Here is a 20,886-nt window from a genome sequence, read left to right as displayed (position 1 = left end):
GTCTCAAAAACAAACCCATCTAAGTACCATGTACTTAGAACTAAATACGACAATATGAAATACGATGTAACAGTTATTGGTTCAGGCCCTGGTGGATATGTAGCAGCAATCAGATGCGCTCAGCTAGGCATGAAAACTGCCATCATAGAAAAATACGATACGCTTGGTGGAACCTGCCTGAATGTAGGCTGTATACCCTCCAAAGCTCTACTCGATTCTTCCGAGCATTACCACAACGCTGCCCACACCTTTAAGACACACGGTATTGAGTTAGACAATCTAAAGGTAAATCTCGATCAAATGATTGAGCGCAAAAGAGGGGTGGTAAAGGACAATGTGAATGGCATTTCTTTTTTAATGAAGAAAAACAAAATAGACGTGCACCACGGCCTGGGTTCGTTCATAGACAAAACGCATATTAAAGTTACCGATAAGGATGGTAAAGAAACCACTGTGGAAACTGATAAGGTAATTATTGCCACCGGTTCTAAACCCGCCTCTCTTCCCTTTATAGAAATTGATAAGAAAAGAATCATTACCTCTACCGAAGCCCTTGAACTCAAAGAAGTGCCAAAACACATGATTGTGATTGGTGGTGGAGTAATTGGTATGGAGCTGGGCTCGGTTTATGGCAGACTAGGAGCTGAAGTTTCTGTGGTTGAGTTTATGGATGAGATCATTCCTTCTATGGACAGCACTATGGGAAAAGAACTAAAGAAGTCGCTGAAGAAGCTAGGCTTCAACTTCTATTTGGGTCATAAAGTAACTGAGGTAAAGAGCACCGCCAAAACGGTAACGGTAAAGGCCGAGAACAAAAAGGGTGAAACTGTAGAAATTAAAGGCGACTATTGCCTGGTTTCTATAGGCCGAAAGCCTTACACTGAAGGTTTAGGACTGGAAAATGTGGGGATCAAAACAGACGACAGAGGCAGAATAGAAGTAGACGAGCACCTCAAAACTTCTGCCGATAACATTTATGCTATTGGCGATGTAATTAAAGGGGCTATGCTCGCTCACAAGGCTGAAGAAGAAGGTTCGTTTGTAGCAGAAGTAATGGCCGGGCAAAAGCCGCACATTAACTACAACCTGATTCCAGGAGTGGTATATACCTGGCCTGAAGTAGCCGCTGTAGGCTACACTGAAGAGCAACTCAAAGAGAAAGGCATTGCGTACAAAACAGGATCATTCCCTTTCAAGGCATCGGGCAGAGCCAGGGCCTCTATGGATACTGATGGACTTGTGAAAGTGCTGGCCGACAAAAACACCGATGAGATTCTCGGTGTTCATATGATTGGCCCAAGAACAGCCGATATGATTGCAGAAGCCGTAGTGGCCATGGAATACAGAGCCAGTGCAGAAGACATTGGCCGCATGTCTCATGCGCATCCAACTTACACCGAAGCGTTTAAAGAGGCCTGTTTGGCAGCCACCGACAACAGAGCGCTGCATATTTAAGGCCACATAAAACCAACTTACTTCATAGAGGAGGCTGTAGTAACGGTCTCCTCTTTTGTTTTGCGCAATACAAGAGGGTATTGAGAGCCTATTCCCAGGTCTAATCCTTCAGTATTCATGAGCACCAAAGTAGTGCGTTGGTAAGAAGTGAACTGCGCCATAACCTTACGGCTCACATTACCATCAGTCAAATGAATAGCCAGGCCCAATGCTCCAACGGGTTGAATATTCTGAACCATTTTAGTTCCCGATGGCGTCTGCAAGGCCATGCCTTCTTCTACCTGTTTAAACCCAACCATAAACTGGTCGTTAGGAGCCTTCTCAGGAGCCCACCGACCCAAAAGTGCCTGGCTGTGCTGTGCCAGTGCCTCTTCTTGCTTTTTATCGGCAAAGAGATATGTCTCGTTAGCGCATGAAAATGCGGCAACAAGTAAGGTTAAAAGAGCGATAATTTTTTTCATAGTTCTGGTCTTTCCAAAACTTATTACAAAGGCCCTTCCACATTTTGCCCAATGAGTTCTTCTGCACAATCTTGGTAATCACCTTAAGCTCAAGAAAACCCAGTCGACTGATTATTAAATAGTTAACGCCAGATATTTCAAAACAAAAAAAAGAGTATGCCTATCAGACATACTCTTTTTTCAGCTTCCTAAAAACCCAATATGGACTAAATTCCCAATATGAGATTACAGGTTAAATAAATGTTGATTCAAGACTTTAAGTGCATGTTCTTTATTAGTACTATCAGTCAGTAATGAAATATTGTGTCTGCTGCCCCCATAAGAAATCATTCGGATAGGGGTATCCTTTAGGGCATCGAATATATTGCTCACTATACCCTTCTGTTCGGCCACAAAATTACCCACAATGCAAATTATAGTTTGGCCTTTGTCTACTTCCACCTGTCCAAACTGACTTAGCTCTGCCACAATCTTGTCTAAAAACTCATCGTGATCTATAGTTACCGAAACGGCCACCTCAGAGGTGGTGATCATATCAATAGGTGTTTTGTATTTCTCGAATATCTCGAAAATTCTTCGCAGAAAACCATAGGCCAGAAGCATTCGGGTAGACTTCACTTTTATAGCAGTAATACCATCCTTAGCCGCCACAGCTTTTACATCGGCCGAAATGGTGGAGGTGCTGATCACTGTTCCTTTGGCCTCGGGCTGCATGGTGTTGAGCAGCTTGACCGGGATTCCATATTTTTGAGCAGGCCAGATCGATGCCGGATGCAATATTTTGGCTCCAAAGTAAGCCAGCTCAGCCGCTTCATCGAACGACAGCTCCGCTATGGGATAGGTCTTATCTACCACGCGAGGGTCGTTATTATGCATGCCATCAATATCCGTCCAAATCTGCACCTCATCGGCACGAATAGCCGCCCCTACTAACGAGGCTGTATAGTCACTTCCTCCACGCTGAAGGTTATCTATTTCTCCCTTGTGGTTTTTGCATATATAGCCCTGAGTAATGAACAGGCCACAGTTGGCAAACTGGTCGATCTTTGCCTGCAGGTGCTTGGAGATATACTCCAAATCAGGCTCATGGTCCTCATTGGTTCGCATAAACTCCAAGGCCGGTAAAAGCTGCACCTCAATATTTCGCTCTTGTAACAATAGGGTGAAAAGCTTGGTAGACATTAGCTCACCCTGGGCAAGAATATCTCTGCTCAGGGCTTCATTGAACGATATTTTGAGCGTTATTTTTAGAAATTCAAAGTGTTCGTGAATTACCTCCTCTGCCTCTGCCCGTTTCTCTGCGGTACCAAGAAGTTGCTGAATAAACTGGTTGTAGTGTAGCCTTAGTGAATTGATCTTCTCCATAGCCTCCTCTCGTCTATCGGCCGCCAAAGACTCGCCTATACTCACCAGACTATTGGTAGTGCCTGAAAGTGCCGATAGCACCACTACCTTACGCTCTGAGTCTCTCGTTATAAGATCGGCCACTGCATGCATGCGCTCCGGCCTGCCCACAGAAGTTCCTCCAAATTTGTATACCTGCATGGTTTTTCGAAAACAATTAGAAGCCCAACATTTTAATTGCGGTTATGGCCGCTTCATCGCCCTTGTTGCCATATTTACCTCCTGCTCTGTCGAGCGCTTGTTTCTTAGTGTTGGGGGTGAGTACACCAAAAATTACCGGCTTATTATACTTGAGCGACACATTGGTAATGCCATGGGCCACGGCATCACATATAAAATCGAAATGTTTCGTTTCTCCCTGAATGACACAGCCAATACAGATTACTGCATCAACTGAGTTATCTTGAGCCATCCATTGTGCGCCCAGTGTCAGCTCAAAGCTTCCGGGAACATTTTTTCTGATAATGTTCTGTTTAGAGGCTCCGTGCTGTATCAACGTACTGTAAGCTCCATGGTAGAGCGCTTCTGTAATTTCTTCGTTCCACTCAGACACCACAATGGCAAACTTACGTTCGCCAATGGGCTTTATGTTTGTGCTGCTGTATTCGCTAAGGTTTTTTTCGTTAGATGCCATTTTCTTATGAATAAAAAAAGGTAAGACATGTGCCTTACCTTTCTCGTTAATTTTTTGTTTTTATTAACGCCCGGCAAGGACTTCCAAACGTGATTTCTGCTTTCGTGCTTCCATTACTTCGGGAGCATTTTTATACTCCTTTACAATCTTATCTAAGGCGGCTATAGCGGCCTTAAGATCAGAGGCCTTTTCATGGGCCAGTGAAGCCTTTAATAAGTATGCCGGAGAAAAATACGAATCGTCTACTGTGTTAGCTGCTTTCTCGTAGCTATCGGCAGCTTTTGTAAAGTTGCCTAACTCCATGTAGGCATCGCCAATAAGGCTGTATGCCCTGCCCTGAACCAAAATTTCAGAAGTAGAGAATCCTTTTAAGTATTCGAGAGCTTTTTCAAAGTCTCTTTGCTTCAGGTAGCTGGCACCGGCATAGAAGTGAGCCAAGTTAGCTACCTCTGTTCCGCTGTAAATATCCATAATGTCCAAAAAGCCCAGGTTTCTACCATCGCCAAGAAGTGCTAGCTCCAGGCTATCGCTCTCGTAGTAATACTGTGCCTGAAAAATTTCGTTTTGAGCATCGATATTGCGCTGCTGTGTGCGGTAATTCCAAAGGAAGATACCACTAGCCAATACAATAACTGCCAAACCAACGATTGCCCCCACAAAACCCACCGGGCCTACTTCTTTCTTGAACTTTTCAATAGTGCCTTCGGGCTTGTTAGTGCTTTTTCCTTCTGATGAAGTTTTCTCCGCCATCTCTCTCAAAAATTAGGTCGCAAATATAAAGAAATTGTTGTAAAACAAAGGGTTAAAACCTATTCAGTGATGAACGGGTAATCTTCCTGAACGTAAACATCTTTGTAAGCTTCTGAAGGATCTGGATAAGGAGACTCCTCTCCAAACTTCACACACTCTTCTACCTGAGCCTTTATTTTAGTGTCTATTTCTTTGAGCTCCTTTTCGGTGGCCCACTTGTTTTCAAGAATCTTAGACTTCACATATTCTATGGGGTCACGATCCTTATATTCGTTCAGCTCCTCTTTGGTTCTGTACTTAGCCGGATCCGACATTGAATGCCCTTTGTATCGGTAGGTTCTAAACTCCAACAAAGTTGGTCCATCACCTCTTCTGGCTCTATCGGCAGCCTCTTCCACGGCCACGTGAACATTTTCCGGATTCATGGCATCTACCGGAGCAGATGGCATGTCGTAGGCCTCACCCAGGGTGTAGAGTTCTGTTACGTTCGATGTGCGTTGCACAGAAGTACCCATAGCATATCCGTTGTTTTCAATAACAAAAATCACGGGCAACTTCCAGGTCATGGCCATATTGAGTGCTTCATGAAAAGCTCCCTGACGCACGGCACCGTCACCCATCATACAGATACACAGGTTATCGGTTTTGTTATACTTCTCGGCAAAAGCAATACCAGCTCCAAGCGGCACCTGGCCACCTACTATTCCGTGTCCACCAAAGAATCCTTTCTCTCTGTCGAACATGTGCATAGATCCGCCTTTACCTTTGGAAATTCCGGTGGCTTTGGCCATAAGTTCGGCCATAACCTTCTTTGGGTCAGAACCCAGAGCCAAAGGCTGGCCATGGTCTCTGTACGCGGTAATCCACTTATCGCCCTCTTTTAGAGCAGTAACTGCTCCGCTCGAACAAGCTTCCTGCCCAATATATAAATGACAAAAACCTCTAATTTTCTGCTGGCCGTAAAGCATTCCCGCTTTCTCCTCGAACCTTCTCTGCAAAAGCATGTTTTCGTACCAAAACATGTAAGTCTCTTTCGAAAACTTAGACTCTTTTTTTGCTTTAGCTTTAGTGCTACCTTTTGCTGCTGCCATGTATTGTTTTTTAAAAGGTTGAAACCTTTAATTCTCAATCGTTTAAATAGGAGTGCGAAAATAAGACAAAAACGTTCAACTTTGAAATTAAATCGGCTTTCGGTTAGAAAATGCATCTTCAATTCATTCGACTCATTCAGTATAAAAACTATAAAGAAGCTCATGTGGCCTTTTCCAGCCAGATAAACTGTTTTCTGGGAGAAAACGGTAGTGGCAAAACCAATTTGCTGGATGCCATTTTCTATCTGTCTTTTACCAAAAGTGCCGACCAAGCCCAAGACCTGCAGTGTATTTTACACGAGGCAGACTTCTTTTCTATAAAGGGCACTTTTTCTCAAAACCAAAAAGAACGGACAGTGCTTTGTGCCTATCAGGCAGGCAAAAAAAAGAGCATCAAGCTGGATAACAAACCCTACAAACGGGCTAGTGAACATATTGGCAAGTTCCCTACAGTGCTTATTGCTCCAAACGATACCGATGTAATCAGAGGTACTAGCGAAGACAGACGTAAATTTTTCGATGCCATTATTTCGCAGGTCAATCAAGGCTATCTAAACAACCTTATCGCCTACAACCACGCGCTGAAACAAAGAAATAGTTTGCTGAAACAGTTTGCCGAGCAAGACCGCTTCGATGCCGACTTACTGGAGCCTTTTACCAAGCAGTTGCTCGATTTAGGTCAAAAGGTGTATGAGGTACGTAAGGAGTTTATAGCGGTATTTAAGCCATTATTGGTAGAGCACTATGCCATGTTGAGCGGACAACGGGAGACCATAGAAATAGACTATGAGTCTGATTTTTCGGAGGGAATTGAAGAGAAGTTCCGTCATTCGCAGAAAAAGGATCTTATTCTTAAAAGAACAAACAGGGGCACACATAAAGATGAATTTGTTTTTCTAATGGACGGAAAGCCAGTAAAGAAATTTGGGTCTCAGGGACAGCAGAAATCATATCTGATAGCGCTTAAACTAGCCAACTTCGATTTCCTTAAAAATGAACTGGGCGTAAAGCCCATTCTCTTGCTCGATGATATATTCGATAAGCTAGACGACCTACGCATTGAAAAGCTAATTCAGATGGTAGCCTCAGATGCTTTCGGGCAAATTTTCGTTACCGATGCACGACCAGAACGCTCTATCTCCATTTTTGAGAAGATTAAGCAAGAACATAAGTTTTTTACCGTAAGCCAGGGTAAGGTTGAGGTAAGGAAACAAATTCAGTAAGTTCTTACGTATAAGTAACCTGTATCAAAAACCCAAACCTTATGAAAATTGCCAAAACCCTTACCTATACCTTTTTCGCTCTGTTGATTACAACCGGCTCTGCAATGGCGGATCACGGAGGCTACGACTGGCTTAAGCAGCGATTGGAAGCCAGTAAGGCATATACCCTCGCTGTTTTGGAGGCTATGCCGGAAGAGAGCTACAACTTTAAACCCAACGATGAACAACGAACTTTTGCGGCCCAAGCTTATCATATTGCCTACAGTATAGACTATTTTCACAGAGCTTTTGCCAATGGGGGGCAAGCGCAATGGGCTCCAGGCGATGAAAACAGCAAATCTAAAAAAGAACTCATTGAGTGGGCCAAAACCAAGTTTGATGAAATGAATGCCTTCATTTTAGCCCAGGAAAATAATGACCAGCTCACAGCCGGACTCATCTCTTATCTCGATCATAATGCCCATCACAGAGGACAGATTGTAACCTATTTGAGAATGAAAGGCATCAATCCACCGCAGTACCGTTGACCAAGCTGCCCTGCGGACGCCTCCTCTAAATTGAGGGAGAATTGATAATGTCGAGCCACCTGACAAAGGTGGTTTTTTTGTGTCTTTTAAGAAACAAATTTCATAATTGTAGAAATTGATGCTAAGTTTGTTCTACAAATACGAAAATTGAAAAGATGAAAGGAACGCAGCTAGGTGAATTTGAAGAGTTAGTTCTTTTAATTGTCGGGGTGCTTTATCCCGAAGCCTACGGCTTGAGTATTCGGGAAGAAATCATTAACCAGACCAAGCGAAAAGTTGCTATTGGTGCCGTGCATTCTGCCCTAAGCCGGTTGGAGGATAAAGGCTTTTTAAAGTCTGAATTAGCCGAAGCCACCCATGAGAGAGGAGGCCGTAGAAAGCGCATTTTTACCATTACCGCAGAAGGTAAAAAGGCTCTCCAGAAAAACCATGAACTCAGAAACTCGCTGTTCAATCAGATACCAAATATGGCCTTAAAACTCGCCAAGCTTGTCTAACAACAAACCACTTTATAGCCCTCCAACCCTTGGAAGCCAGTTGCTTCGTTGGTTTTGCAAAGATCGTCTTCTGGAAGAAATAGAAGGAGACCTCCTTGAGTACTATCAAATAGAGCGCGAAGCAAAACCAAAGTGGAAAGCTAACCTGCTCTACTGGTTTCATCTCTTTCATTTTTTACGCCCCTTTGCTCTAAAGAAAATTGGTCAAAACTCAAACATAATTATCATGTACAGAAGCTATTTCAAATTTGCCTGGCGCGGAATGATGCGCCATAAAATGCAGACAAGTTTCCACTTGCTGGGCCTAGTATTGGCCTTTACCGTTTGCGGACTCATTTACCTGCATTTAAAATTCGAGACCTCGTATGACTCTCACCATAAAGATGCAGACGACATTTATCGTATTGCCTGGATGAATGAAAATCCACAAACCCGTACGCCTCACCCCATGGCTCAGGCACTGGTTAGTGAGTTTCCAGAAGTTGTAAAAGCAGTGACTTTTTCCCCAATCTATGGTCCGGGTTTAACCAAAGACGTCATTCTCATTACACATGATGCCTCTAACGTGACTCATGAAATCACAGACGGATATTTTGCAGACACCACCTTTTTCGATGTGTTTACTTATGAGCCGATATATGGAAACCCAAAACAAGCGCTTCAGAATGAATGGGCAGTTGTTCTCTCGGAGTCTACAGCTAAGCGGTTTTTTGGTGATGAAGACCCCGTTGGTCAAAGACTATCTTTCAACGGAATGGTAGATCTTTTGGAAGTAGCTGCTGTGGTTAAAGATGCGCCTAAAGCATCTCATTTTCGCTTTAACTTTATGCTTTCTTACGTTACTTTAAAGTCACTTCCTTTTAACGACCCCTGGCTTTCATGGGACGATTTCGGGCATTTCAACTATGTGAAACTTAGCCCGGGAACAAACCCAGAAGTGGTAGAGTCTAAAATCCCCAATTGGATTCCGAAGTACCTCAATTGGTCAGAGGACAATATTGAAAGTTTAAAGGCCGGAGAAATTGGTTTCAAGCTTCAACCCATTCAAGACATTCATTTGCACTCCAATATTCGATGGGAACTTGAACCAAATGGTAGTTATAGTTATCTGATTATTTACGGAGTTAGCGCTCTTTTCATACTGCTCATTTCTATCATCAACTTTGTGAATCTGAACACAGCAAGGGCTGCTCAACGCCTAAAAGAAGTTGGAGTGAAAAAGACCCTTGGCGCATTCAGATCTCAAATCTTTACCCAGTTCAGTATAGAGGCTTTAGTAACTACTTTTCTGGCGTTGATACTTTCGGTTTTTGTAATGAATTGGTTGGAAACGCCATTCAATAATTTGGTGAATGGAAGCATTGCTATCGAAAACTTATGGAAGACCGAAACGGTAACCTTTATGATGCTTACAGCAATTTTTACGGCAATTGTTTCGGCTCTTTATCCCTCAGTTTATCTCAACTCTTTCGAAGCAGGAAGTATTCTTCGTGGACTGAAGCTGAGCAAGCTTGGTGGTTCGAACCTCAGAAATGGTTTGCTTGGAGTTCAGCTTGTGGCTACAGTGATTCTTATTAGTGGTAGTCTGATCATTCGTAATCAGATTCAGTTTCTTAAAGATAAAGACCTCGGTTTCGATCAGGATAATTTAATGGTGCTTACCATTGTGGGGCAAACCTACAGTCAGAAAATAAGAACATTAAAATCGGAGTTAGAGTCTATTTCGGGAATAGGCGAGACATCCGTGGTGTCAAACGTTCCGGGAGGGCAGTTCAACCAGCATCCATTGTACATGGAGGAGAATCCGCAATTGAGAGTTGATGCCTCTGAAATGTTCGTAGATAAAGATGTTGCCAGCACACTGAATCTGGAAATGGTAGAGGGCCGAATGCTCGATGATGTGTTTGCAGCAGATTCTGCAGGTACTGCATTTGTACTCAACGAAACAGCCGTTCGGGAATTGAACGTGCAGGATCCGGTTGGCAAACAGCTTTTTTGGGTGAATAATGAAGAGCTGGTAAAAGGCACTGTTGTAGGTGTGGTTAAAGATTTCCATTATAACTCTCTTCATGTTCCGATTAGGCCGATCATTATGATGATGAACCAGAATGCCTACAACCATTTAATCGCCAAATTCGACCCAAATAGCTTGCCTCAGATCATGGAGCAGGTTGAAGAAAAATTCACTGAGATTGTTCCCGAGGTCGACTTCAGTTATAGGTTTTTAGATAGCCAAATTGAAGAGCTTTACCAGGAAGAAGCTCGCACTTTTAGGCTTACAGTAATACTTTCTGCCATTTCCATATTCCTGGCCTGCGGAGGATTGCTAGGTGTAATATCCATTGTAATCCGCCAAAGGGTAAAAGAAATTAGCATTAGAAAGGTACTTGGTGCATCGGCCAAAAACATTCTATGGCTCATAAACCTAAAATACCTTCTTATAGCTGCCATAGCTCTCTTAATAGCCATACCTGCCTCCGTGATTTTCATGCGCAATTGGCTCAGTAACTTTACCTACCAGGCGGGCATAAGCCCTTTGGTGTATGGCGTCACTTCTGTAGGAATATTAATGCTCATTGGTTTGACCATAAGCCTCATTTCCATTAAAACCATTAAAGCTAACCCAGCCAACAACCTAAGGAGCGAATAACTCTCAATAGAGGCTGCCTCAAAACTTGTCATCTCAACTTGTCTACCAACTGGTAAGTTCAGGGTGACGCTCACCTAGCTTTTGAGACAGCCTCTTGCTTTTTATTGAAAGGCACAAAACTCAATTCCTATGCCAACCGGCCGGCAATCTTGATCAAACCTTTAACAGCAACAGGCACTAAATCGAGGCAATAAAAACTACATTTAGGAAATTTTAATTTTTTACTTTCATCAAAAAAACTACATTTAGGAATTAATTTCAATTATGAAGAAATATCAACTGGGTGAATTTGAGGAATACGTACTTCTAACAGTGGGCGTATTGCATGGCGATGCCTACGGGGTTTCAATCAAAGAGGAAATAGAAAAACGCCTGAAAAGAAAGGTTTCTATAGGAGCCCTTCAGTCTGCACTCAGACGAATGGAAGAGAAGGGGTTCATAGTTTCGGAGCTGGGAGAAACAACCAAAGCCAGAGGAGGAAAGCGTAAGCGCTACTTCAAAATCACAGCTTTTGGCAAAAAGGCACTGGACTACAACATGCAAACCCGAATGGAGCTTTACAAAGAGATTCAGAACGTGGCGCTTCAATACAAACTATGCTAAAAAGCCTCGGTGAGAAAATATTCAGGCTGTACTGTCACCCCGATTTTGCAGAAGACATTCTGGGAGATCTGGAAGAGTATTATGAGCACAACTTAAACGTAAAAGGACAGGCCTATGCCAACCGAAAGTTTTTTATAGATGTGCTGCTTCTTTTCAGAGTGTCACTACTCAGAAGCAATTGGTTAACTCAAAATATAATCTATACAACAATGGTCAAAAACAACATCAAAGTGGCTTATCGGAGCATGATGCGCCACAAATTCTATTCAATGCTCAATCTGCTGGGTTTAGCGGTGAGCATGGCCGCATGCATTTTTATAGCCATGTATGTAAAGCATGAGCTAAGCTACGACAAGCATTTTCCTAATTCAGAACGCATATTTAGAGTAGCCAACTACCTGAAGTTTGCCGATAATGAATTTAACCTGCCAACAGCTCCCGATCCTTTCGCCAAGACGGTTCAGGAAGAGTTTCCTGAAGTAGTAAGGGCAGGTAGAACACGGGGCAACACCAGCATGTTGATTCGGGTGGGAGATCAGTATTTTCAACAGCCACGCATTACCTGGGCCGACCAGGAGTTCATGGACATATTTAGGTTTAGCCTTATTAGTGGAGACAAAGCACATTTGCTGGACGAGCCCAACACCGTGGTGTTGGAAGAATCTACCGCCCGCAAGTTTTTTGGCAATGAAGATCCCATTGGCCAAACCATTCGGGTAGACAATACCACCGACATGAAGGTAACGGGAGTGATTGCCGATATACCGGAAAACACCCATTTCGACTATGATATGTTCATTTCTATGCTCAACCGGGAAGACGCCCGCCAGAACTTCTGGCTAAGCAATAATTTTGTAACCTATGTGGAGCTGCAAAACCCCGATCAGCAAGCTGCCTTCGATGGCAAAATGCTGGATTTCCTCATTAAACACATGGGGCAGCAAGTACAGCAATTTATGGGGGCCGACATGCAGGAAGGTCTGGATGCCGGAGCCATGGACATTCGCTATTACCTACAGCCGCTCAAAGACATACACCTGTACTCCTCACTCGATTTTGAGTTGGGCGAAACGGGCACCATTCAAAATGTGTATTTCTTCAGCATAATAGGTGCATTTATTCTACTAATTGCCTGCATCAATTTCATGAACATGGCCACTGCCCGGGCGGCCATAAGAGCCAAAGAAGTAGGGGTTAGAAAAGTGCTTGGCTCCATGAGGCACCAACTCATTGGCCAGTTTATCACTGAAGCAATACTAAATGTATCGCTGGCCATGGTATTTGGCATTCTGCTGGTTTATGCTTTCCTACCCGCGTTCAATGAGCTCACCGAGAAGTCTATGGAAAACCCCATTTTTGGCACCGGTGGTCTGTGGCCCTACCTTTTATTAGCCACCTTTGTAGTAGGCCTGCTGGCCGGTTCTTACCCGGCCTTCATACTTTCTTCTTTTAGCCCGGTAAAGGTACTTAAAGGTCAAATCACCAAAGGAAAAGCCTCAAAATGGCTAAGAAACACTTTGGTAATTGTTCAGTTTGCTATTTCCATTTTCCTCATTGTCGGTTCATTGATGGTATACCAACAGTTGAGCTTTCTGCAAAACAAGCAACTGGGCTTTAATAAAGATCAAATTCTCATTGTACACGAAACTCAACTTCTGGGAGAACAACTCAACGCTTTCAAAACAGAGTTGGAACGCAACCCAATGGTTGAAGGCGCTAGCGTGAGCGGTTACATTCCTGCAACGGATGCACTCAATGACTTTCCTTTTTTGCGCGAAGAAGCTTCTTCGCCAGACGAAGCTGTTTCTACCCAAAATTGGTATGTAGACGAAGACTATGCACGGGTTTTTGACATAGAGTTGGTAGCCGGTAGGTTTTTCGACAAAGACCTTGCTTCAGACTCTTCGGCCGTTATTGTCAACGAAACAGCCCTTAAACGCTTTGGATACACCGAAAATCCAATCGGCAAGCGGATTAAAACACTGGAAGGTGTGGTCAACAATCGATCCGAGACTTTTACCATTATTGGTGTAATGAAGGATTTTCACTTTAGAAACATGACCACCAACATTACCCCTCATGCCTTGTTTTTGGGCAAAAGCAACAGCGCATTGAGTATTCGCTTTGCACCCGAAGCTGCCGCTGAGGTAGTCGATTACGCTCAAAACACCTGGGACAACTTTGCCGGTGGGCAGCCCTTCGAATATTCCTTTCTGGATCAGATTTTTAAAAATCAGTTTAGAAGCCAGCAACGAGTGAAAACAATCTTTATGGTTTTTGCCATTTTAGCCATAACCATTGCTTGTTTGGGTCTTTTTGGTTTGGCAGCTTTTGTAACCGAGCAACGTCAAAAAGAGATTGGTATACGCAAAGTACTAGGTGCCTCTACCTTTACCCTACTTACCCTGCTGTTCAATAATTTTACCTGGCTTATTTTACTGTCGGCTGCTCTGGCCATTCCACTGGCCTGGTGGTATATGGAAGATTGGCTGAGTGCGTATCCGTTTAGAATAGCCATAGATCCGCTTATTTTCCTGGCAGGAACAGCAGGAGTGCTGATTATTTCATGGCTAACGGTTGGCTACCAGTCGTTAAAAGCGGCTCGTAGAAACCCGGTAGACAATTTGCGATATGAGTAGATAGGAACAATCCAGAAATTGTCTCCTTAAAACTGCAACCATTTGGGTTTTTTGAGGTCTGTGTAATGAATTCAGGCAGAAATCGTCTTCCGACTGAATTCATTTTTTGGTCAAAAAACTCAAACCATGCTACAAACAATCATTAAAACTGCTCTGCGCATTTTCTGGAAGGAACGTGCCTATGCTTTTCTCAATGTTCTTGGACTAACGGTTGGCATAACAGCCAGCATGCTGCTATTCCTCTATGTGCAAAGCGAACGATCGGTCGATCAGTTTCATCAGGACATAGATCGCATCTATCAGGTAATGGAAAACCAGGATTACTCGGGGACAATTTTCACCACCTCGGCCAATCCCGGACCGCTAAAAGATGCTCTGAAAGCGGAAATGCCTGAGGTAGAATATTTTAGCCAACTCACTTGGGAGCAGGAGCGCCTGTTTTTACACAACGGACAGAGTTTTAAGGAGCGAGGCCGGGTGGCCAGTGAAGATTTCTTCCATATTTTCAGCAACGAATTTATAGAAGGAACACGCGAAAACTCGTTGACCGAACCTTCGGTACTTTACCTTTCGAAAAGTCTCAAAGAAAGAATTTTTGGGCAAGAACCTGCTATTGGGCAAACCCTGACGGTAAATGGTTGGGGTGAATACAAAGTGGGAGGAGTATATGAAGATGCTCCCCTGAACGCTTCCTTAAAATTCGACTTTGTACTGCCTTACGCTCCGTGGGGAGAACGAAATGCCTGGTTGCAAGACTGGGGCAACAATGGCATTCGCGGAGTGGTAAAACTCCAGGCCGGTGTAGATTACCAGGAGTTTAATAAGAAAATAAAAGGCTACGTAAAGGAGAAAAATGAGGGTTCGGTGGTAGACCTTTTTCTTTTTCCTTTCAAAGACATGTACCTGAAAGAAAGCTTTGAAAATGGCAAGGCTTCAGGTGGTCGCATTGTGTATGTAAGGCTGTTTAGTATTGTAGCGGTTTTCATTCTGGTAATTGCATGCATAAACTTTATGAACCTGGCCACCGCCCGTTCTACCAAACGAGCCAAAGAGGTAGGGGTAAAAAAAGTGGTGGGTTCATCGCGCAGACAACTGGTCTTTCAGTTCATTGGCGAGTCGGTGCTCATGTCCATTATTTCGGCAATCCTTTCCGGCCTGCTTGTGGCCCTGCTTGTGCCTTCGCTCAACGAGCTTATTAATGGTCATTTAAGCTTCAATTTTGAGAACATCAACCAATTGGCACTGCTACTGGGTCTTGGTTTGGTAGTGGGCGTACTAGCGGGCAGCTACCCGGCAGTCTTCCTGTCGGGCTTCAAACCCGTTAGTGTGTTAAAAGGAAGTTTCAAAACTTCAGGTTGGTCTAACGGACTGCGCAAAGGGTTAGTCATTGTTCAGTTTGTCATTAGCACCTTTCTAATTATCTCCACACTGGTTATTCATGAGCAAATGGAGTTTGTGAAGAATAAAAACCTGGGCTACAACAAGGAAAACATTGTTTACTTACCAATTGAGGGCGACCTTGCCAGTGAAGAAAGCGCTCGCCTGTTTATGGCACGGGTGCTAGACAACCCTAACTTCAGCAACATTACCGTTTCTAGCAATACGCCCATCAATATTGGCTCTTCTACCTCCGGAGGATATCGATGGGAAGGCAAAACGGAGGAAAACGAAACCTTGTTCAACGTTTTGCAGGTAGGCCATAACTTTATTGAAACCCTGAATATGGAAATTATTGAGGGAAGAAGTTTTGACCCTAACCTGGCTACCGATTCGCTGCACGTAATTATTAATGAGCAGACCGCAAAGGCCATGAATGTAGAAAACCCACTTAATTATCCCATTACTTTCTGGGGCAGAACGGGTAAGGTAATTGGTATTGTAAAGGACTTTCACTTTAGCTCTCTTCACCAAAGCATTGACCCGATAGTTATTTCTCTAAGACCGGAAAATGCCAGCTATTTCATTGCCAAAATGGATGGGGGCAATACTCAGGCAGGAATAGAATACCTGGAAAACCTGGCCAAAGAGATGAACCCCAACTATCCGTTTACTTATAATTTTCTGGATGAGAGCTATGAGAATTTATACCGTGGAGAAACAACCATTGGGTTGTTGGCCAACTATTTCTCAGGCATAGCTATTTTTATTTCTTTATTGGGTCTTTTTGGGCTTGCCAGCTTTGCAGCCGAGCAGCGCATAAAAGAGATAGGCATACGTAAAGTACTTGGAGCCAGCCTTGGCAGCCTGATGCTTATTATGTCTAAGAGTTTTTTGGTGCTGGTAGGCATTGGTTTTGTCATTGCAGCGCCTTTATCCAATTGGTTCATGAACGACTGGCTTAATGGCTTTGAATACAGAATTGCTATTGGAACCGTGGTTTTTGTGTTGGCAGGAGCAGCCGCACTTTTCATTACTGTGCTCACGGTGAGTTACCATGCACTAAAAGCCGCAAGCACCAACCCGGTTAAGAGCTTACGCTACGAATAGCCACGCATGCAAAGATTCGGTACTTAGGCAGAGACCGAATCTTTGCTTACCATATGCGCTAAGATTATTTGAGCATGAACTCGTGTGTTTTCAATAAACAATTTGCTGGTTTGTAAGCCGGCATTAATAACTCCCGCCACATATACTCCCGGTAATGGGGTCTCATGCGTTTCAGGGTTGTGCAAAGGCGTTTTGTCCTCATCATCAGATATGGGTAGCCCAAGTTGCTCAAACAGCTTATAATTAGGCATGTAGCCTGTCATAGCCAGCACAAAGTCATTGGCTATAATACGCTCTCCTTCAGGAGTGTCCAGTACTACCTCCGAAGGCCGTATCTCCACAATTCTCGAATTGAAATACGCCTTTATACTACCTTCCTTAATTCGGTTCTCTATGTTGGGTCTGATCCAATATTTTACTTTAGGATATATTTCCTGCTCTCGAATCACCATTGTTACCTCTGCACCTTTGTAGTAGGTTTCTAAGGCTACATCGCAAGCCGAATTGGCGGCTCCTACAACCACAACTTTCTGATCTACATAGGGGTGTGGATCATCATAGAAGTGTTTTACTTTTTTAAGTTCTTCTCCTGGCACATTGAGCAGGCGTGGGGTATCATAAAAACCGGTGGCCACCACCACATGGCGGCCCTCGTAATCTCCTTTAGATGTATGCAAAAGATAGTTTGCTCCATTGCGCTTCATGCTCAGCACCTCCGTATACAATTGTATTCGGAGCCCCCAACTTTCCTGTACTCTTCTAAAATATTCCAGAGCCTCTCTGCGGGTGGGTTTATCGTTGTGAGCAATAAAAGGAACTCCACCTATCTCCAATAAATTAGAGGTAGAAAAGAAGGTCATGTTGGTAGGAAAATTATAAATGGAATTGACCAGTACACCCTTTTCTAACACAATGTATGAGAGCCCGGCCTTTTTTGCCTCTATAGCACACGCCATTCCTATTGGCCCTCCTCCTATAATAATCAGATCGTATGTCAACCTACTGTACTTTTTTGATACACTAACTTAAATGGATTTACTCAGAAGTGCCGCTGGTGCTTGTGATTTTGAGCATAGCAACCACCGACCGAAAGGAGGCTTCCCAGCTCCTTCCATTCATCTTAACTTAAATGAAATAGTGTATGAAAAGTTCTCCTCCCCGCAATTAATTGTGAATTCGATTGCTTTTATGATGAAAGAGCAAGACAAAGGCAGCACTAATAATGACAATATTTTTTACAATGTACTGTCCTTCTATGGTCAATTGAAACGGAAAGGAACGAAAGGTAACTTCGGGCAATACGGCCATTGGCATAATGGTACAAAGCATGTGAAAGAGCAATAACCAAAAAGTAAACCTGAATTCGCGCGTAAACACCAGCATAACGCCTAAAGCTACCTCTAAGAGTGCCAGGCTGGGAAGTATCATGGCGTCAGGCAGTAGTCTCAAGGTTAAAATGTCTACCGTTTCAGAAGCCAGACTTTCAGCAGGGCTTAGGCCGGGAAAGAACTTCAGGCCTCCAAACCACAAAAAAAGCACCCCAATGCAAATTCTGAGAATCTTAAACTGATTGCGCTCTAAAAAAACCGATACTACACGTGCCATATTCCAAAAATTGGCTTCTAATATAGATAAAATGACTAATCAGAAAAGTGATTCTGATCAATCTAATGCCGAAAGTGTGATATCGATGACCTCCTGAAGTTCTCTATTGGAGATTTGCGTTTTACAAACCACTCGAATACCGCTAATTACACTAAAAATAAACCGCGCCAATGACTCGGGAGAGTGGGCCGAAGAGAATTGGCCACTGGCCTGACCTTCTTTAATGAGTTCGGCAAGAACCTGCTCTACCGTCCGTCTGTTTTCTTCCACCATGGCCTGCACTTCTTTATCCATAGTCGCCAGTTCGGTGGTTGAATTCACCACAAAACAGCCCTTTCTGTCTGCATCGGCAATCATGTCGTTGACCAAGTGCTTAAGAAAGTTTTCTATGATTTGCCGGGCGGGCTTTTCAGATCTGATTTCTTCTAAAAACCAGGAAGAAGCATATTGGCGGTAGCGTTTCAGTGCCGCAAGGTACAGACGATGTTTATCGCCCCAGGTATCGTACATACTGGCTCTGTTAATGCCGAGCTCGTCTACCAAATCCTGAATGGAGGTGGCATGATATCCTTTGCGCCAAAAGAGTTGTAGTGCCTTATCCAACACCTCCTGCTCATCAAAATTCTTCTTCCTGGCCATAACGATCTCATTTTCAAATCGATCGTTCCAAAAATAACTAAAATTATCAGATGGTAGCTATCCCGCCATCCACCAAAATCTCTTCTCCGGCTATAAAGGAGGAGTCTGAAGAGGCCAGAAACAATACAGTATTAGCCACCTCATCGGCATTTCCAAATCGCTTCAGCGGTACACGGTTGGCAAAATCTTCTGCCATTAACCTAAGCTGTTCTTCAGTCATTCCCATTTTGTTATAAATGGGTGTTTCCACCGGACCGGGGCTCACTGTGTTCACCCGGATATGGCGTGGAGCCAACTCAGCCGACAAGGTACGGGCAAAACTTCTAACAGCCCCTTTGGTGGCCGAGTATACCGAGCTATTTTCGAAACCTTTGTGAATAACCGCTGAGGCATTAAGCACGATGGTTCCTCCATTGTTCATTAGAGGCAATAGCTTTTTAATGGTGAAGAAAAGGCCTTTTACATTGGTGTTGAAGTGAGCATCGAAAAAGGCCTCATCTACTTGCTCTATCGGTGCAAACCAAGCTATACCTGCATTGGCAAAAAGAATGTCTATTTGGCCATAGCTTGCCTTTAACTTACCCGCAAGTGTATCGATGGCCGCAAGGTCTGAAGTATCGGACTGCACAATTTGAAGGTTGTCATCATCAATCTCTCTTTGTGCTTTTTCCAGTGTTTCCAATGTTCGGCCGGTAATGACAACGCGGGCTCCCTCTCTTAAAAATAGTTTGGCTGTTGCCAGCCCAATCCCTGTACTGCCACCTGTAATGACGGCCACTTTATTTTTTAATTTGCTCATGTTGGTTAATTAGAATGAATGTTCCAAAATTTTAATTACTAATTCAGAACAATCGTTCCAATAAAGAGTTCCAAACGAAGCCGTCTAATGAAACATTTTCAAAAATTCTGCTTTAGGCAGACGCCCAATGGGGAGAATCGAAGTTAGAACTTAACTTTTACTGTACTAATCTGGTCTCCGCGTTTATAATGAACGGTGGTCTCATCACCCGGAGTAAAGGCGCTGAGCGCGCGCATGTAGCTCATCATATCCACTATGGTAGAATCGCCCATTTTTATTACCACATCACCCTTTTGCATGCCAGCCATGGCGGCAGGCTTTCCATCGGTAACACCATCTAACCTCATGCCCTCTCCATCATACAGGTAGTCCGGGACTACACCAAGGGTTACGGTAAAACGTGGTGAGTCTCCACTATTGTCCTGGGTTTTAGTAAACTCAAGCTTCTCTTTGGAATCTAACTCACCCATAAGCCGCTCTATGAAACGAATCACCTTTACCATACCTTCATAATTTATTTTATCGGCATCGTCCGAAGGCTTGTGGTAGTCTTCATGCTGACCGGTGAAGAAGTGCAATACGGGAATATCTTGCAGGTAAAAAGAGGTATGGTCTGATGGCCCAACCCCTGACTCTGAGGTAACCAGCTTCAGCGAGTCATAATTAATTTCATTGAGTACATCTTTCCATACCGGGCTGGTGCCAACACCATTAATGGCCAGGCTTTTTTCTTTATTCAAGCGCCCAACCATATCCATGTTAATCATAAAATTGAGGCTGTCCACAGCCACCGTGGCATTTTTAGAGAAGTAATTGGAACCCCAAAGCCCATTTTCCTCTCCGGAGAAGGCAATGAACAAATAGTTATAGTCTGACTTCTTCTCTTTCAGAATTCTTGCCAATTGAATGAGTGCCGCTGTTCCGCTGGCGTTATCATCGGCTCCATTATGAATGGCCGGTTCTCCCCTATACAAGGAACCCTCACTGCCATAGCCAAGGTGATCGTAATGTGCTCCCAGCACAATAGTAAATGGTTTTCCGTTGTCAATGAAACCTACTACATTTCTACCTGCAATGCCTTCACCGTTGGTTCCAATTACGGCCTGTTCATGTGGATTTGTAGGCTTGTTTACCCGAAAAACCTGAAAGTACTTATCGGTGCCCTTTGGCTTAAGCCCTATTTCTTTGAACTTATCAGCAATGTATCGGGCGGCTAACACCTCACCATCTGTGCCAATAGCACGCCCTTCCAGGTCATCGCTGGCCAAATACTCCACATCCTGTTTGAGTCCGGTTAAAAGTTCTTTATCAGTGGTAAAATCGGTGCAGGCTACAGCGATCAGGGCTATCACCAACACGAACAGTGGCATCTTCATGGCATCGGTTTTAAGGCCAAAGATAATAATGATTATCTTCGCGGCA

At 43.7% G+C, this 20,886-nt stretch carries 18 protein-coding genes; 8 read left to right on the top strand and 10 right to left on the bottom strand.

Features of this window, described 5'->3' with window-relative positions:
• Positions 1-54 precede the first annotated feature (54 nt).
• Entirely contained in the window at positions 55-1,455 is a 1,401-nt protein-coding gene (gene lpdA / locus B3O12_RS12420; RefSeq protein ID WP_286756501.1) for a dihydrolipoyl dehydrogenase, read from the top strand.
• Positions 1,456-1,472: 17 nt separating this feature from the next.
• Here lpdA and B3O12_RS12415 read toward each other — a convergent pair whose 3' ends face one another.
• The 5 genes from B3O12_RS12415 to pdhA all read right to left on the bottom strand — a co-directional run bounded on the left by B3O12_RS12415 (position 1,473) and on the right by pdhA (position 5,795).
• Entirely contained in the window at positions 1,473-1,916 is a 444-nt protein-coding gene (locus tag B3O12_RS12415) for a hypothetical protein (RefSeq protein ID WP_189629060.1), read from the bottom strand.
• A gap of 225 nt (positions 1,917-2,141) precedes the next feature.
• Positions 2,142-3,461 (bottom strand): aspartate kinase, encoded by a 1,320-nt coding sequence (locus B3O12_RS12410; protein WP_286756500.1) that lies wholly within the window; start codon positions 3,459-3,461, stop codon positions 2,142-2,144.
• Positions 3,462-3,477: 16 nt separating this feature from the next.
• On the bottom strand, positions 3,478-3,954 hold the full coding sequence (gene ribH / locus B3O12_RS12405) for a 6,7-dimethyl-8-ribityllumazine synthase (protein ID WP_286745363.1): 477 nt from the start codon (positions 3,952-3,954) through the stop codon (positions 3,478-3,480).
• A 63-nt stretch (positions 3,955-4,017) separates the two neighbouring features.
• Positions 4,018-4,704 carry a tetratricopeptide repeat protein gene (locus B3O12_RS12400; RefSeq protein ID WP_189629057.1) on the bottom strand — a complete coding sequence of 229 codons (687 nt, stop codon included), beginning with the start codon at positions 4,702-4,704 and terminating at the stop codon, positions 4,018-4,020.
• Between the two features lie 59 nt (positions 4,705-4,763).
• Positions 4,764-5,795 carry a pyruvate dehydrogenase (acetyl-transferring) E1 component subunit alpha gene (gene pdhA / locus B3O12_RS12395; RefSeq protein ID WP_189629056.1) on the bottom strand — a complete coding sequence of 344 codons (1,032 nt, stop codon included), beginning with the start codon at positions 5,793-5,795 and terminating at the stop codon, positions 4,764-4,766.
• A gap of 110 nt (positions 5,796-5,905) precedes the next feature.
• On the opposite strand from pdhA, the gene recF reads away from it, so the two are divergent.
• From recF to B3O12_RS12360, 7 genes are all read left to right on the top strand, one after another.
• Positions 5,906-7,018 (top strand): DNA replication/repair protein RecF, encoded by a 1,113-nt coding sequence (recF, locus tag B3O12_RS12390; protein WP_286756499.1) that lies wholly within the window; start codon positions 5,906-5,908, stop codon positions 7,016-7,018.
• A gap of 41 nt (positions 7,019-7,059) precedes the next feature.
• Positions 7,060-7,545 (top strand): DinB family protein, encoded by a 486-nt coding sequence (locus B3O12_RS12385; protein ID WP_286756498.1) that lies wholly within the window; start codon positions 7,060-7,062, stop codon positions 7,543-7,545.
• A 155-nt stretch (positions 7,546-7,700) separates the two neighbouring features.
• A complete protein-coding gene (locus tag B3O12_RS12380) occupies positions 7,701-8,042 on the top strand; it encodes a PadR family transcriptional regulator (protein WP_189629053.1) in 342 nt (113 codons plus the stop codon).
• A complete protein-coding gene (locus tag B3O12_RS12375; RefSeq protein WP_286756497.1) occupies positions 8,035-10,692 on the top strand; it encodes an ABC transporter permease in 2,658 nt (885 codons plus the stop codon). Before B3O12_RS12380 ends, B3O12_RS12375 begins: the two co-directional genes overlap by 8 nt.
• 264 nt (positions 10,693-10,956) lie before the next feature.
• Entirely contained in the window at positions 10,957-11,295 is a 339-nt protein-coding gene (locus tag B3O12_RS12370; RefSeq protein ID WP_189629051.1) for a PadR family transcriptional regulator, read from the top strand.
• On the top strand, positions 11,289-13,934 hold the full coding sequence (locus B3O12_RS12365; protein ID WP_189629050.1) for an ABC transporter permease: 2,646 nt from the start codon (positions 11,289-11,291) through the stop codon (positions 13,932-13,934). Before B3O12_RS12370 ends, B3O12_RS12365 begins: the two co-directional genes overlap by 7 nt.
• Before the next feature lie 126 nt (positions 13,935-14,060).
• Complete coding sequence (locus B3O12_RS12360) at positions 14,061-16,421, top strand: ABC transporter permease (protein ID WP_286756496.1); 2,361 nt, start codon at positions 14,061-14,063, stop codon at positions 16,419-16,421.
• A gap of 23 nt (positions 16,422-16,444) precedes the next feature.
• Here B3O12_RS12360 and B3O12_RS12355 read toward each other — a convergent pair whose 3' ends face one another.
• The 5 genes from B3O12_RS12355 to B3O12_RS12335 all read right to left on the bottom strand — a co-directional run bounded on the left by B3O12_RS12355 (position 16,445) and on the right by B3O12_RS12335 (position 20,840).
• Entirely contained in the window at positions 16,445-17,419 is a 975-nt protein-coding gene (locus B3O12_RS12355; protein ID WP_286756495.1) for a YpdA family putative bacillithiol disulfide reductase, read from the bottom strand.
• A 166-nt stretch (positions 17,420-17,585) separates the two neighbouring features.
• Positions 17,586-18,026 carry a hypothetical protein gene (locus B3O12_RS12350; RefSeq protein ID WP_189629047.1) on the bottom strand — a complete coding sequence of 147 codons (441 nt, stop codon included), beginning with the start codon at positions 18,024-18,026 and terminating at the stop codon, positions 17,586-17,588.
• 57 nt (positions 18,027-18,083) lie between these two features.
• On the bottom strand, positions 18,084-18,665 hold the full coding sequence (locus B3O12_RS12345; protein WP_189629046.1) for a TetR/AcrR family transcriptional regulator: 582 nt from the start codon (positions 18,663-18,665) through the stop codon (positions 18,084-18,086).
• Between the two features lie 46 nt (positions 18,666-18,711).
• The gene (locus B3O12_RS12340; RefSeq protein ID WP_286756494.1) at positions 18,712-19,464 is read right to left on the bottom strand and encodes an SDR family oxidoreductase; all 753 of its coding nucleotides are present in this window, start codon (positions 19,462-19,464) and stop codon (positions 18,712-18,714) included.
• 143 nt (positions 19,465-19,607) lie between these two features.
• Entirely contained in the window at positions 19,608-20,840 is a 1,233-nt protein-coding gene (locus B3O12_RS12335; RefSeq protein WP_286756493.1) for a M28 family peptidase, read from the bottom strand.
• Between the last annotated feature and the right edge of the window lie 46 nt (positions 20,841-20,886).

The sequence above is a fragment of the Roseivirga sp. UBA838 genome, assembly GCF_002296035.1.
GTDB classification, from domain to species: Bacteria; Bacteroidota; Bacteroidia; order Cytophagales; family Cyclobacteriaceae; genus Roseivirga; species Roseivirga thermotolerans.
Note: the sequence above shows the minus strand (reverse complement) of the source record. Positions and strands in the feature narration are given on the sequence as shown.